Raw genomic sequence first — 13,608 nt, forward strand, 5'->3', positions numbered from 1 at the left:
CATCCCGCGCGTTAGCTGTAACGAAGAGGCGTCGCCGACTCACAGACTTAGAAAGCCGTCTCAGCGGCAGGAGGTCAACAGCCTTGAATCGTCCCGATGTGCTTCGAGCATCGTCGACGAAACCCGATCTGGCAAGCCAGATCTTTCCAGATGCAGACAGCCGCTTGCCGCTACGCGGCAAGCCCCGAGACCAAGGTCTTGGGCTAGTAGGCTAATTCTTTTTATACGAGGAGGTCCCCACTATGACTGGCATCATCGCCCGCTATCATTCTTGGCTTGACCTGCCGGATCTGGAGCCCGTGACTCTGGGGGAGGGTATGACCCCGCTGATTGGATGGGGGCATTGGGGCCAGAGTGATATTTTCTTAAAGCTCGAAGGCAGCAATCCCACGGGATCCTTTAAAGACCGCGGGATGACGGTTGCGGTATCCGTTGCCCGGCACCAGGGAGCCGAAGCTGTCATCTGCGCCTCGACCGGAAACACGGCGGCTTCAGCCGCCGCCTATGCGGCGCGCGCCGGGATGCTGGCATTGGTAGTGATGCCCGACGGTCAGGTGGCCGAACAAAAAATATTGCAATCCCGGGTCCATGGCGCCATTTTGGTGAGTTTGGACGGCAACTTCGACCATGCACTGGCCGAGGTTCGTCGTGCCGCTGCTCAAAATTCCAAATTGGCCTTAGTCAACTCTGTCAACCCGTGGCGGCTTCGGGGACAGGAAACAGGCGCCTATGAGGTCGTGGACGCGTTGGGTCACGCTCCGGCGGCCCTCGTCTTGCCGGTTGGCAACGCCGGCAACATCTCCGCCTATTTTCACGGATTTCGCCGCTACCAACACGGTGTTCCCCAAATGTTTGGCATTCAAGCGGCAGGAGCCAGCGCCATGGTGCAAGGCCGTGATATCGACGAACCGCACACCATCGCCACCGCCATTCGCATTGGGAAGCCAGCCAGTCGCCATTTGGCCGAAGAGGCCGTCACCCAATCACGAGGTGCTTTTCTCGGTGTCAGCGATGAGGAGATTCTCTTAGCTCAAAAAGAGCTCGCCCATGGTGGGGTTTTTGCGGAGCCCGCGTCTGCAACCGCCTATGCCGGCTTAAAGCGACTGCGCGAGCAAAACAGGCTTCCCGCCGGCCCGGTGGTGGTGGTGCTGACCGGAAACGGCCTAAAGGACGCCACAACCCCGCTGAGTTGGGCCACGTCGCGCCAATACCGCGTATGCGCTGAGGAGATTGACGGGCTTTTTGCCAAGGTTTTGGACGAGGCGGAATCTCATGTGGCACATTAAAGTTCCAGCTACGGCGGCCAACCTTGGGTCGGGGTTTGACACCTTAGGACTGGCGCTTTCCCTGTCTCTCGACGTTTGGTTTTCCGAGGCCAAGGAGGTGAGCATCTCCGTCCGTGGGGAGGGGCAGGGCATCGTGCCGGAAGGGCCTGACAATTTAGTCTGGCGGACCGCTGCCACCCTCTATCGAGAGGTATCGGGAAAGCCCATCCCGCCCGGCCGTGTGACCGTTAAGAGCCGTATTCCGCTGGCCCGGGGCCTAGGCTCAAGTGCCGCGGCGATTGTGGCGGGTCTCACCTTAGCCAACACCCTTTTGCCGAAGCGCCTCTCCCGAGAAGAGCTATTGGCCATCGCAACCCGTCTGGAAGGACACCCTGACAACGTCGCCGCGGCCATTTACGGAGGATTCATCCTGGCGTGGGATGACCAGGGGGCTATTCGCGTGCAGAATTACCCGGCGCCGGATCTCCGGTGCCTATTATTAATTCCCGACTACCGCGTTTCGACCGAGGATGCCCGCCGCGTCTTGCCGGCCTCCGTTCCCATTCAGGACGCCGTCTTCAACGCCCAACGCCTAGCTCTATGGATTGATGCGGTGAACCGCCGAGATTGGTCGCACCTCAGACAAGCAGGCGAAGACCGGTTGCACCAGCCATATCGCCAGAAACTGGTCGCCGGGATGGGGCCTCTGATTGAGGCCGCGCTTAGTCACGGCGCCGCTTTCTCCGCCCTTTCCGGATCCGGCCCCACTATTCTTAGCCTCGTTCCTTCGGAACGGGCCATGGAAGTCGCTCAAGCGTTAACCCGTGCCGCCCTTGAGGTGATTCCGGGGGCCTTTCAACTCCATGACGTGACCCCCAGTTCGTTTGGCGCCGAATGCGTTTTGGACAGCTGGCAGTGGCGCCGGGGCGGGAGTCGCCGACGCCTGCAACTGGGCCCAGGTGCCTGGCACTAGCCTTGTGAGTCGTTGAGCTCGAAAACTTGATGAACATGGTTTAGGGCGCGCTCGGCATCGCTACGGGCGATGATGCAGGAAATTTTAATCTCCGAGGTACCAATCATCTGGATGTTAATCCCTGCATCCGCCAGGGCACGAAACATAGCCGCCGCCACACCCGGATGATTGCGGACGCCGGCGCCCACGGCGGAAATCTTGGCGATGTCTCCATCCACCAGCAAAGATCGCCCGCCCAAGGCGCGAAGCGTCTCCTGCGAGACCGCCATTGCTCGCTCTCGATCGCGGTCAGCCACTGTCAAGGCGATATCCGCCCGGAGATCGTCGTGAGATAAGGCCTGAAACACCAAATCAATATTGATGCCCTCTTGGGCCAACCGATCCAACGCCAAAGCCGCCACGCCCGGCCGATCCGGCACACCCACCAACCCGATTTTGGTGAGATGAGTATCCAACGCCACCGCCGTAACCCAACGGGGGGCACGCGAGGTCTGCTTTTCGTCAATTCGGGTGCCCGGCTCATGTTCATCAAAGGTGGAACGCGCCTGAACGGCCACGCCCGATTGACGGGCATACAACACCGCCCGTGTCTGGAGAACCTGAGCCCCTTGGGAAGCCAACTCCATCATTTCATCATACGATAATTGGCTTAGCGCGCGCGCATCAGCCACAATGCGAGGATCAGCGGTAAACACGCCCGGCACATCGGAATAAATCTCGCACGCGTCCGCCTTTAGGGCAGATGCAAGGGCAATGGCGGTCAGATCCGATCCCCCACGCCCGAGGGTGGTTAGCCGCCCTTCGCCAGAGATCCCTTGAAAGCCAGTCACGACCGGTATAATGCCCTCTCCAAGCCAGCTTTCCACTGTGGTCGGCCGCACCGCGAGAATGCGTGCTTCGGAAAAATGGCCGTCCGTCAAAATACCCGCTTGGCTGCCCATGACGGCCCGGGCAGAACGGCCCAGCCGGTTAATTGCCATCGCCATTAAGGCGGCGGACGTCATTTCGCCCGTTGCCAGCAGAAAATCCAGGTTATCTGGCGAAGATTGCCCATCGACCTGACTCGCCAAATCGAGCAGGTGGTCCGTCGCGTCCCCCATGGCCGAGACAACCACCACAACCTCATGACCCGCGGACGCGGTCCGCACCACCCGTTCGGCTATAGCCTGAATCAATTCCAGAGACTTCACCGAACTGCCGCCGAATTTTTGTACAATGCGCACCGTCTCACCCCTGAGGTTTTCTCTCGATAATAGCGCAGATAATGTCCGCATGCGATAGGAAGGCTCTTGACAACCAACATTCACGATTATATTCTAAATGCAAGAAATTCGCATTTACAAAGAAGGGACAATAGATGCCGAACCTTTGGGAACCACATGCAGGACTCGCGGTCGGTGCAGTGTTGTTGACAGCGGTGCTGTTGGGCATGGTTCACGGCATTACACCCGATGAACACACCTGGCCCATCACCTTCAGCTACGCCATTGGAAGCTATTCAACCAAAACCGGGGTGGTACGAGGACTAACTTTTTCCGCCTCCTTCACCCTGCAACGGGCGCTGGCCAGCGAGTTGGCCTACTTGGCCCTGGATCGCTGGCTGAGGCTGGGGTCGGCGCTCAACTATTCAATTTACGTCGTGGTGGGTATTGCCATGATATGGGCGGCGCGAGCTATTTTCCGCGGGCAGCACTGGCACCTCTTCGCTTTCGGGCACAACAAGGCGCACAGCGAGCCAGAACTGCACGACGCTGCTTGGTGGATGCCCATCGTCCACGGATTCATCGCCGGCTGGGGATTTGGCGCCTTTGCCATCATCATTTATACGGTGCTGGCGCCATCAATGCCGTCGGCTTGGCTAGCATGGCTGCCTGGCCTGGCCTTTGGCGTCGGCACGACCCTGATCCAAGCGGCGGCCGGCGGGCTTTTTGGCTGGTTAAGCCGCCACTTGGGGCTTAACCAGCAGGACGTCCGTACGGTATCGTTGAAAACGGCCGGCAATACGTTAGGGTTGGGCGGCCTCATTTTCTTCCTGGCGGGAGCGTTTGGGCTGCTTTTCCCCAAGTGGGCCAATTTTAGTGTGGCGACGGGCCTTCACATTCACAACCTCGCCCATTTGGGCCTCCCAACCATTCTGGTCATGGTGACGGTGGTCGTCATCGGTGTCGGGACGCTCATCACGGAAACGCATCGCCTGGCATCCTCCAAGGCCAAGCCTAGCTGGCCCTAAGCGTTCCCGTGAGAATCAGCCCGCCCACGGCATCGACTGTTACCGCTTGACCGGTGGTCAACACCCGGGTGGCGTCAGCCACGCCTACGACCGTCGGGATTCCCAACGAGACACCGACCACGGCGGCGTGCGACGTCAACCCGCCTTCCTCCGCCACAATCGCCAGAGCCGCCTCCATTAACGGAGTCCATTCACCGTCGCTGGGCTGTGATCGAGAAACCGCCCGAAAGACGACGAGACGGGGCGGCGTCCATTGGTGGATCCCGCTTGGCCAACCGGTGCTCCGCCTGTGACAATCACCCGGTCGCCCGCATCAGCCCAGCCGTAGCGCACGGCAATGGCCACCGCATCTGACACCATTGCCTCCAGTGAACGGTGCTCATTGATTAACTGACTTTGAATTCCCCAGACTAACGTCAGCCGTCGCGCCACCTCCTCATAGGGCGTGACAGCCAAAATGGGCACGTGCGGCCGGTGGGCCGCCATCGAAAACGCGGTATGGCCCGTTTCGGTGGCCGTCACGATGACCCGCGCCTCCAAATCCTCGGCTGCCGTCAACGCTGCATGACAAACTCCGTCGGTCACCGTTCCGGAGATGAATCGGGGTTTGGGCGGATCTGTGAGGTGCGCCTCGCTGGCCGCCGCCGTACGCGCCATGACAGCCAACGCCTCCACCGGAAAGTCTCCCGCGGCGGTCTCCTCGGACAGCATCACGGCATCTGTACCTTCCAGCACGGCATGCGCCACGTCCGTGACTTCTGCCCGGGTTGGCCGATTGTCATGCACCATGGATTCCAGCATCTGGGTGGCCGTTATGACAGGCTTGCCGGCTCGATTGGCGGCGCTGATTATCGCACGCTGCAGCCAGGGCACATCTTCGGGCGGATACTCGACGCCCAAGTCGCCCCGAGCCACCATAATTCCGTCGGACATGCGCACGACCGCCTCCAGGTTCTCGACTGCCGCCTTGGTTTCAATTTTGGCGATAATCGGCACAGCCGAACCCAGTTCTTCGAGATATCGCCGAACCTGGACAACATCGTCGGCCGTGCGAATAAACGAGGCCGCCACCCAGTCAATGCCTTCTTCGATCCCCATGGCGAGAGCCGCTCGATCCAGGTCAGTCAGCACAGGCAGCGGCCAGACTTGCCCGGGGCAGGTGATTTTCTTATTGTCGTCCAAAAATCCGGCGGACTCGACCACCACGCGCGCCACGTCGCCGACTTCCTTCACCGCCAGTGCCAAGTTGCCGTCCCCGAGCACGAGCCGATCCTCCACGTTCAGATACGAGAGCAATGCGGGAAGATTAGGCCTCAAATCGGCATCATCGGAGGTTCCTAAAATCAGTTCCGCCCCGTGAACAAGCTTCAGCCCCGCCGGGTTGCGGGTCCGGATGCGCACCTCGGGCCCTGCCGTGTCTAGCAGCACCCCAATGGGCCGGCCCGCTTCCTGCTCAATCGCCCGTACCAACCGGATCACCACCCGATGATGATCCACAGTTCCGTGCGACAGATTGATCCGGGCCACGTCAAGTCCCTGTTCGACCAATTGGCGCAAGACTTCCCTATTGGTCGAAGACGGACCCAAGGTGGCCACTATTTTCGTTCTCCGCATAATATCGCCTCATTGTTCCTTTATGTTCCGGCTCTACCATATCAAAGAACCAGAGGCTCGGCCATGCCGGATATTGAACTGACGTCACACAATCTTTACACTAATGTCATCGATATTTGACAGGAGTGGGACAATGCGTCGCATCCGTTGGGTTGTCGTTGGATTCTTGGGCACCGCGCTGTTGGCTGGTTGCGGGGAAAAGACGCCCACCGCCAAGCCTCAGGGAACTGTCACCGTGGCTTATGCCGGATCGCTGGAAGATGTGAACGACCAGATTATCGGTCCCCAGTTTGAAAAAGCCACCGGATACGCCTACCAGGGCGAGGGAGGCGGCGCGCTTGGCATGGCTCAGAAAATCCGCTCTCACACCATCGCTGCCAACGTCTTTGAAAGCATGGGGTACGCACCCATTCAACTGCTTGAGCCGCATCAGGCCCGTTGGGCTGTATCCTTCGCGTCGAGTCCCTTAGTCATTGCGTTCAACCCCAAGTCGCGCTACGGGACCGAACTTACCGCCATTAAAGAAGGAAAAAAGCCGCTCAGCGATTTGTTTACTCTCATGCAAAGCCCCGGCTTTCGCTTGGGACGCACCAACCCCAACACCGACCCCCAAGGGCAAGCCTTCTACATGATGGTGGAATTAGCCGAGAAAAAATACCACTTGCCGGCGGGCACGGCGTCAAAGATTCTCGGAGTCCCTGACAACCCGCACCAAGTCTATTCCGAGGAAGGCATCCTGACTCTTCTGCAATCGGGGGCCTTGGATGCGTCTAGCGCCTTTCTGTCAGAAGCAGAACAGCGGCATTTGGACTTCATCCGCCTTCCCCAGGATCTGAACTTCGCGGACCCGAGCCAGAATGCCTGGTATTCTCAAGCATCGGTCCGGGTCTCCTCCGGCGTTGTGCATGGAAGCGCGCTGACCATTGACATCACCACGGTGGGGCAGCCCAGCCCCGGAGCACTGTCCTTTGTCCGCTATGTTCTTGGGCCGAAGGGACAACATTGGATGAAAAGCGCCGGGTATACCGTGTTGCCGCCCCAGGTCGTAGGGGCGCGCCAGGCTTTGCCCAAGACGCTTCGGTCGCTGGTGCGATGATGAGCCGCCTTTTGGGAGCCATTGGGATTGTCGGCATTATCTTGCTGTTCTTGCCGTTGGCAGTCCTCGCGTTGCATGCCGGATCTTTTACCCGGTCGTTAAGCAACCCCCAAAACCTTTCCGCCCTACGGACCACCCTAACCTCGGGGATTTTGGCCTTGGCCGTGGATGTGCTGCTCGGGGTACCGCTCTCCTGGTTTCTTGGTCGCCGGGTTCGCCCCGGATGGCAGCGATTTTGGGGCACCTGCCTTATTATTCCCATGCTCATGCCGCCGCTGGTGTTGGGGCTTGTCCTAGCCTATCTAGCAGGCCCGGTGTCGCCCATTACGCTGACGAACACATTTCCTGGCTTAGTGTTGGCAGAAGTCTATGAGTCCCTGCCCTTTTTCGTGTTTGCCGCCTGGGGCTATCTTCGCACCATCCCCCGATCTCTCGAAGAAGATGCCTGGGCACTCGGCAAGTCGCCGCGTGAAACCTTTTGGTACGTCTTGTGGCCTTTATCTGTTACCGGATTTGCCGTGGCGGCAGCGATGGCCTGGGCTCGCATCGTCGGCGCATTTGGCGGTCCGATTGTGGTCGCCTATCACCCGAGCGCACTCCCTGTGCAAATTTGGATCGCCCTCGAAGAGCAAGGGTTGCCGGCAGCGTTAGGCCTGTCCCTCTGGCTCATCGTTGCCGCTTTACCCCTTCCGGTCTGGCTAAACTGGAGATACAGCCATGTTAACCGTTAGCATCAATACGCTCCGGCTTCAGGGGGAGATGACGTTTCAATCGGGCATTACCGCTGTGGTTGGGCTCTCCGGTGCGGGCAAAACCTCGTTGTTTCGCATGTTGGCAGGATTGGATCAACCCCAGCAGCACCACATTGCATTCCGGGGAGAAAGTCTGGACGCCCAGCCTCCTTATACACGACCCATTCGCTATGTCCCTCAGCGTCCCAGCTTAGTTCCTCATCGCACCGTGGGCTCGCAGACGGAATGGGTGCGCCGGGTGGAGCCACAAGTCGTCGATGACTGGAAGCACATCTTAGCCCTGGACGACCTCTGGAACCGACTCCCCAAGGCTCTCTCGGGCGGTGAGCAGCAGCGGGCCGCGCTGATCCGCGCCCTAGCCTCCGATCCACTGGTGTTGGTGTTGGACGAGGCCCTGTCCGCCATTGACCGCCCGCATCGCGCCGCCATTTGGGAGGCCCTTAAAGACCGATGGCCCAACGACCGATTGCTGATTTTTTCTACCCACGACTGGATTGAGGCAGAATCATGGGCCGATCATATCGCCTACGTTGAGCACGGCCGGCTCTTCGGGCCACAGGCCACATCAGCCATCGTCCCACAAACGGCGGAGATGGCACGCCTTATGGGATTTATAGGTGCGGTACACTTAGAGCCCCATCAATGGTTGTGGCTCCACCCGGATGCGATAAGGCCGGGAATGCGATCGGATGCCCCCGTGAATGTCCCTGGCGATCTTGAAATGCAACCCTTATCACGGCTTCGCGCCCGATACCGGTTAACCACCAGAGACCGTGTTTGGCATTGGAACGGACCCTTGGCGGAGAACCCGAACACGGACGGAATTGCGGTCATTAGGCCCGTCATCACGGCCTTTGGGGAGGAGGGATCCCGATCATGACCTTTGGCGAAATGATTCAGCAAGCCCGCCGTCAGCGACAATGGCCACAAAGCGAGCTGGCACGAAGGCTTGGCGTCTCGCGACAAACCGTTGTCGCGTTGGAAAGCGACCAACACGCCCCCAGCTTCGAGACTGCCGTGCGCCTGGCTGATTTACTCGATCTGTCGCTTGATCAGTTGGCCTCGGCACACCGCCTCAGCACCAGCGTTCCCACCCAAATGTTGTGGCTGGACGCCGTTTCACCCCAGGTGCCCATTCCCATTGTGTGGAGCCTCATCCAAGGGGTCCGGGTGTTGGTACCCATCTCCCTTTTGGCGACACCGTCCCCGCCTGACGCAGTCTATAATCCCGTCAGTGGGGAGGTTCGTCCCTTTCCGTCCGCCCGGCACCCAGAGGATGTCATTCTCATCGGAGGTTGCGATCCGTTTGTGCCCTGGCTTAGTCAAATATTTCACGCCGTGAGCCCCCAACATTTCTTAGAGGGCGTCTGGCTATCCAGCACGCGGGCGCTCGAAAGCTGGCGAGCCGGATTGTTGCATATCGCCGGAACCCACTTGTTTGACGCTGAGCGCGGTGTCTACAATCCCGACAACTGGGTCAGCATCGACCATCTTAAAATTCCCTACATCGCCTGGGAAGAAGGCCTGGCTACCCGGCCCGACCATGCCCGGCTCCAGCGGGTGGCAATTCGGGACCCCGGAAGCGAAGCCCACGCACTATACGTGAGGCGGGGTCCCCATGATCTCAAGGCGGAAGTCTTTCGCACCCACCAGGCGCTGCTGGATGCCGTCGCCCTGCATCCTACTTGGGCCGGCGTAGGCTTAGGCCCACAAGCTGTGCTGATGGGATTGGATTTTACCCCCTGGGTTCTTGAACATTACGATTTATGGATTCGTGCCAGCGATGCCAAAAGCTCTTGGTTCCCGCCGTTTGAACAAGCCTTGAGAACCAAAGAGTTGGCCCGCCGTCTCGACGCCGTTCCTCATTTAGCCCGGAAATGGAGAGAATAAGGCCGTATGCGACCCAAACTTGGTGCATACGTCTGCTCCCGCCCCCTCATGCGAAGAGAGGCTCTCTCCGGAACCCGGGTCGTGACAGAGCCTCCATGCCTCAACGGCTTCCGTTTGATACCCTAAAAGAGCACTGAGCCCTGCGAAGTATTTCTCCTGGGCGGGGAGGAATGCTATCCCCATAAAAAGAGGTGATTGCTTGCCGCCACGTCGTCGCAAAAAGTTGGATAGTCAAGGCCTGAGACGTGCCCTGAGCGACCGTCAGATGCAACTGTTGTCCATGGGTGGCGTCATTGGGGTGGGATTGTTTTATGGATCGGGTCAAGCCTTGGAGCTGGCCGGGCCATCCATTCTCATCGACTATGCCATCGGCGGGTTGATTGTTCTCATTATGATGCGGGCACTTGGCGAAATGACCGTGGAAGACCCCGTGGCTGGATCGTTCAGCCGTCATGCCGATCGGACCATGGGACCGATGGCCGGGTTTATTACCGGCGGAATGTGGTGGTTCTTTTGGGTGGCGACAGTCATGTCAGAGCTGTCTGCCATTGGTCTCTTGGTGCAGTACTGGTTTCCCAGCTTTCCTCCCTGGATTCCGGGATTGATTGCTTTAGTGCTGTTTACGGCGTCCAATCTCACCTCAGTGAAAGTCTTCGGCGAGGTCGAGTTCTGGTTTGCCGTTCTTAAGATTTTCGCCATCGGCGCATTTATTGTGGTGGGCCTCTTGCTGGCGATTATTGCTCTCTTCGGAACAAGCCATCATGAGGCGGGCTTCCCGAATCTGTGGCGTTACCACGGATTTTTCCCCAAGGGGCTTGGCGGGATGTTGCAAGCCTTCTCATTGGTGGTGCTTGGCTATAGCGGGGTGGAAACCCTGGCCGTGACCGCCGGTGAGTCCGAAAATCCCATGGAGGCCATTCCGCGTGCGGTCACCAATGTGAGCTGGCGAATTCTCATTCTGTATTTGGGTTCGGTCTTCATTATGCTGGTGGCCTTTCCTTGGTCGGCGCTGGCGGGACGCCACACCAGTCCCTATGTGCTGTTGTTCGCCCGCATTGGCGTTCCGGCTGCCGCCACCATCATCAACGCCATCATCATTACGTCCGGCCTTTCCTCGTCCAATACTGGCCTCTACGGAGGCAGCCGGATGATTTTTTCCATGTCCACCGAACGATTTCTTCCTTCCGGCATGAGGACACTGAATGCCAAGAAAGTGCCCAAGTGGGCCGTGTGGACGACAGGCTTGGGCATTTCGGTCGGCATTTTGGTCACCTACTTGGCTCCCAATTCTGTCTACGTGTGGATGTCAAGCGCCGCCTCCTTTGCCGCGTTGTGGACTTGGGGCACCATCTTGGTCTCGGAGATGCTGTTTCGCAAGCGGTTTAAAGGCAAGTTGCACTATCCAACCCCAGGCTGGCCGGTCGTTCCGGTCATCGGCCTGCTTTTGATTGCCGCGACCTTAGTGGCCATTGCCATTTCGCCCTTAACCGACGTCTCCGTCTGGTCGGGAGCGGTTTGGTTGGTGTTTTTGATTGTATGGTGGTTTAGTTACGCCCGCCAGCACAATAGCGACCGCCCTGATCCCAACAGCCAGGAAGCGTCACCTTAACCAAAGAGGCGGGTCATTCCGCCTCTTTGGTCAGAAGAACGATTTTACCAGTGCTCTCGCGGCTTTCCATCCATTTTTGTGCATCCGCCGCTTCATGAAGGTGATAGCGGCGACCAATCCGCATCGCGAGTTGCCCTGATTGAACGTAGGCCAATACGGCATCGGCCGCGGGCTTCAGCAATTCCGGACGGCGAGCCCGCGCCGTTCCTAAGCTGAATCCCAACACCGCCCGGCAGCTGGCATGGAGATCACCCACGCGGATATGGCCCGTTTCCCCGCTAGCGCTGCCGAAGTGCACCAACCGACCAAACCAGGCCAAAGCTTCCAGACTTCTTTCCGCTACCGTTCCCCCAACCGAGTCTAGGATGACGTCAGCCCCCTGACCATCCGTCAGCTCACGTACGGGGGCAACAAAATCCTCTTGGCTGTAATTGATGACCGCGTCGGCGCCCGCGTCTCGCGCGACGGACGCCTTTTCCTTGCGGCTTACCGTACCAATCACCATTGACGCGCCCATGAGCTTGGCGAGTTGAATGGCTGTCGTTCCGACCCCGCCGGCGGCCGCGTGAACCAGCACGCGCTCCCCTGGGACCACACGGCCCACGTCGTGGAGCAATTTGTAGGCGGTAAACGCCACCGTCGGCAACGCGGCCGCCTGATCCCAGTCGACGGCGGCGGGTATGGGAAACACGAGATTCGCCGGCGCGACGACATATTCGGCATAGGACCCGCCCTTGGGAAACGCGATGACCCGGTCGCCCACAGCCACGCTGCCAACGCCATCGCCAATGGCCTCGACGGTACCCGCCGCGTCTAGACCGGGAATGAACGGCGGCTGTCCGGCGCCATGATATCGACCCTGCCGGGCTTTAATGTCTGCGAAGTTAACACTTGTCGCGGCAACCCGAATGAGCACCTCGCCCGGCTGAGGCTCGGGCGCGGCCACCTCCTCTAGGCGTAACACCTCGGGACCTCCCAACGCCGTCACCACAACAGCTTTCATCCTCATCCCTTCTTTCTTTGGAAATGGGTTTCCTACTCCATTCGCTTCGCGTGTGCCATTTCCTTCCGCCCCTCCTTGTCCTTGAGTCGAGGCATGCGATGTGTCACAATCGGTCAGGTTGACAACGTCGCATTCAGGGGATGACACCTATGAGAACCATGAAACTCGGATCTAGCACGCTGGAAGTGCCTGTCGTTGCGGTCGGCTGCATGCGCCTAAGCGCGCTATCGTTGAAAGAGGCCGAGGCGTACTTAGGCACAGCGCTCGATCAAGGCGCGAACTTCTTCGACCACGCCGATATCTATGGCCAAGGCCGCTCCGAGGAGCTTTTTGCTGAGGCACTACACATGAATCCCGCCGTTCGTGAGCGCCTCATCGTGCAAAGCAAGTGCGGCATTCGCGAGGGCATGTTCGACTTCTCCAAGGAACATATTTTGAACGCCGTTGACGGTAGTCTAAAGCGGCTGAAGACCGATTATCTGGATGTCTTGCTGCTCCATCGTCCCGATGCTTTGGTGGAGCCGGAAGAGGTGGCCGAAGCCTTTGATCTCTTAGAGCAAAGTGGGAAAGTCCGCTGGTTTGGGGTATCCAACCAAAAGCCGATGCAGATCGAGCTCTTACGGAAGTTCGTCAAGCAGCCGCTCATCGCCAACCAGTTGCAGTTGAGCATCACCAACGCCACCATGATTTCCCAAGGCATTAATGTCAACATGGAGAATCACAGCGCCGTCGACCGTGATGGCAGTGTACTGGACTATTGCCGTCTTGCCGACATCACCATTCAGCCCTGGTCACCGTTTCAATACGGGTTCTTCGAAGGCGTGTTCATTGGAAATCCCAGGTTTCAAGACTTAAACCAGACCTTGGATCGCATTGCCGCAGCGCACCAGGTGAATTCCACCACCATCGCCATCGCCTGGTTGCTCAGGCATCCTGCCCGTATGCAACCGATTATCGGAACCATGAACATTGGGCGTCTGATCGATTGCGTCAAGGCAGCGGATGTTCACTTGAGTCGTGAGGAATGGTACGAGATTTATCGCGGCGCCGGCAACATTCTTCCTTAAAGAGGGTTTGGAGCGGGCTCATTGTACGAGCCCGCTTTGACTGGACGGATCGCGCAGTTTGCCGCACCGCAAGGGCCTGCCTGAGCCCGGCATGCTCCATGGCTTTTCA

Annotated in this window: 14 protein-coding genes; 10 read left to right on the plus strand and 4 right to left on the minus strand. The window is 58.8% G+C overall.

Annotated elements, in window-relative coordinates:
* The 3 genes from HIJ39_RS23655 to thrB all read left to right on the plus strand — a co-directional run.
* The coding region (locus tag HIJ39_RS23655; protein WP_207711479.1) for a hypothetical protein at positions 1–215 on the plus strand (215 nt) is incomplete at its 5' end.
* A 27-nt stretch (positions 216–242) separates the two neighbouring features.
* Complete coding sequence (gene thrC / locus HIJ39_RS04790) at positions 243–1,286, plus strand: threonine synthase (protein WP_169097275.1); 1,044 nt, start codon at positions 243–245, stop codon at positions 1,284–1,286.
* Positions 1,273–2,238 (plus strand): homoserine kinase, encoded by a 966-nt coding sequence (gene thrB, locus HIJ39_RS04795; RefSeq protein WP_169097277.1) that lies wholly within the window; start codon positions 1,273–1,275, stop codon positions 2,236–2,238. Before thrC ends, thrB begins: the two co-directional genes overlap by 14 nt.
* Here thrB and HIJ39_RS04800 read toward each other — a convergent pair.
* Positions 2,235–3,461, minus strand: a complete 1,227-nt coding sequence (locus tag HIJ39_RS04800) for an aspartate kinase (RefSeq protein ID WP_169097279.1) — start codon at positions 3,459–3,461, stop codon at positions 2,235–2,237. The two genes, thrB and HIJ39_RS04800, sit on opposite strands and share 4 nt — an antisense overlap.
* 134 nt (positions 3,462–3,595) lie before the next feature.
* Here HIJ39_RS04800 and HIJ39_RS04805 point away from each other — a divergent pair, with 134 nt between their 5' ends.
* Entirely contained in the window at positions 3,596–4,468 is an 873-nt protein-coding gene (locus HIJ39_RS04805; RefSeq protein WP_169097281.1) for a hypothetical protein, read from the plus strand.
* On the opposite strand, the gene HIJ39_RS24015 is transcribed toward HIJ39_RS04805, so the two are convergent.
* Both HIJ39_RS24015 and pyk read right to left on the minus strand, forming a co-directional pair.
* Positions 4,455–4,646, minus strand: a complete 192-nt coding sequence (locus tag HIJ39_RS24015) for a PEP-utilizing enzyme (protein ID WP_243239352.1) — start codon at positions 4,644–4,646, stop codon at positions 4,455–4,457. The two genes, HIJ39_RS04805 and HIJ39_RS24015, sit on opposite strands and share 14 nt — an antisense overlap.
* Positions 4,646–6,082 (minus strand): pyruvate kinase, encoded by a 1,437-nt coding sequence (gene pyk, locus HIJ39_RS04810; RefSeq protein WP_243239353.1) that lies wholly within the window; start codon positions 6,080–6,082, stop codon positions 4,646–4,648. The genes HIJ39_RS24015 and pyk overlap by 1 nt, the downstream gene beginning before the upstream one ends.
* Positions 6,083–6,215: 133 nt before the next feature.
* Here pyk and HIJ39_RS04815 point away from each other — a divergent pair, with 133 nt between their 5' ends.
* The 5 genes from HIJ39_RS04815 (at position 6,216) to HIJ39_RS04835 (ending at position 11,429) form a co-directional block, all read left to right on the plus strand.
* Positions 6,216–7,178: an extracellular solute-binding protein gene (locus HIJ39_RS04815; protein WP_169097283.1), complete on the plus strand. Its 963-nt coding sequence runs from the start codon at positions 6,216–6,218 to the stop codon at positions 7,176–7,178.
* Positions 7,175–7,909 (plus strand): ABC transporter permease subunit, encoded by a 735-nt coding sequence (locus HIJ39_RS04820; protein WP_169097285.1) that lies wholly within the window; start codon positions 7,175–7,177, stop codon positions 7,907–7,909. Before HIJ39_RS04815 ends, HIJ39_RS04820 begins: the two co-directional genes overlap by 4 nt.
* Positions 7,896–8,810: an ATP-binding cassette domain-containing protein gene (locus HIJ39_RS04825; RefSeq protein ID WP_169097287.1), complete on the plus strand. Its 915-nt coding sequence runs from the start codon at positions 7,896–7,898 to the stop codon at positions 8,808–8,810. The genes HIJ39_RS04820 and HIJ39_RS04825 overlap by 14 nt, the downstream gene beginning before the upstream one ends.
* On the plus strand, positions 8,807–9,820 hold the full coding sequence (locus tag HIJ39_RS04830; protein WP_169097289.1) for a helix-turn-helix domain-containing protein: 1,014 nt from the start codon (positions 8,807–8,809) through the stop codon (positions 9,818–9,820). The genes HIJ39_RS04825 and HIJ39_RS04830 overlap by 4 nt, the downstream gene beginning before the upstream one ends.
* A 199-nt stretch (positions 9,821–10,019) precedes the next feature.
* Positions 10,020–11,429: an amino acid permease gene (locus HIJ39_RS04835; RefSeq protein WP_207711481.1), complete on the plus strand. Its 1,410-nt coding sequence runs from the start codon at positions 10,020–10,022 to the stop codon at positions 11,427–11,429.
* A 13-nt stretch (positions 11,430–11,442) separates the two neighbouring features.
* Here the strand turns inward: HIJ39_RS04835 and HIJ39_RS04840 are convergent, their stop codons facing one another.
* Complete coding sequence (locus tag HIJ39_RS04840; protein WP_169097291.1) at positions 11,443–12,432, minus strand: quinone oxidoreductase family protein; 990 nt, start codon at positions 12,430–12,432, stop codon at positions 11,443–11,445.
* A gap of 149 nt (positions 12,433–12,581) precedes the next feature.
* Here HIJ39_RS04840 and HIJ39_RS04845 point away from each other — a divergent pair, with 149 nt between their 5' ends.
* Positions 12,582–13,499 carry an aldo/keto reductase gene (locus tag HIJ39_RS04845; RefSeq protein WP_169097293.1) on the plus strand — a complete coding sequence of 306 codons (918 nt, stop codon included), beginning with the start codon at positions 12,582–12,584 and terminating at the stop codon, positions 13,497–13,499.
* Positions 13,500–13,608: the final 109 nt, after the last annotated feature.

Origin of the sequence: Sulfobacillus harzensis (assembly GCF_012933365.1) — a bacterium.
Classification (GTDB): Bacteria; Bacillota; Sulfobacillia; order Sulfobacillales; family Sulfobacillaceae; genus Sulfobacillus_B; species Sulfobacillus_B harzensis.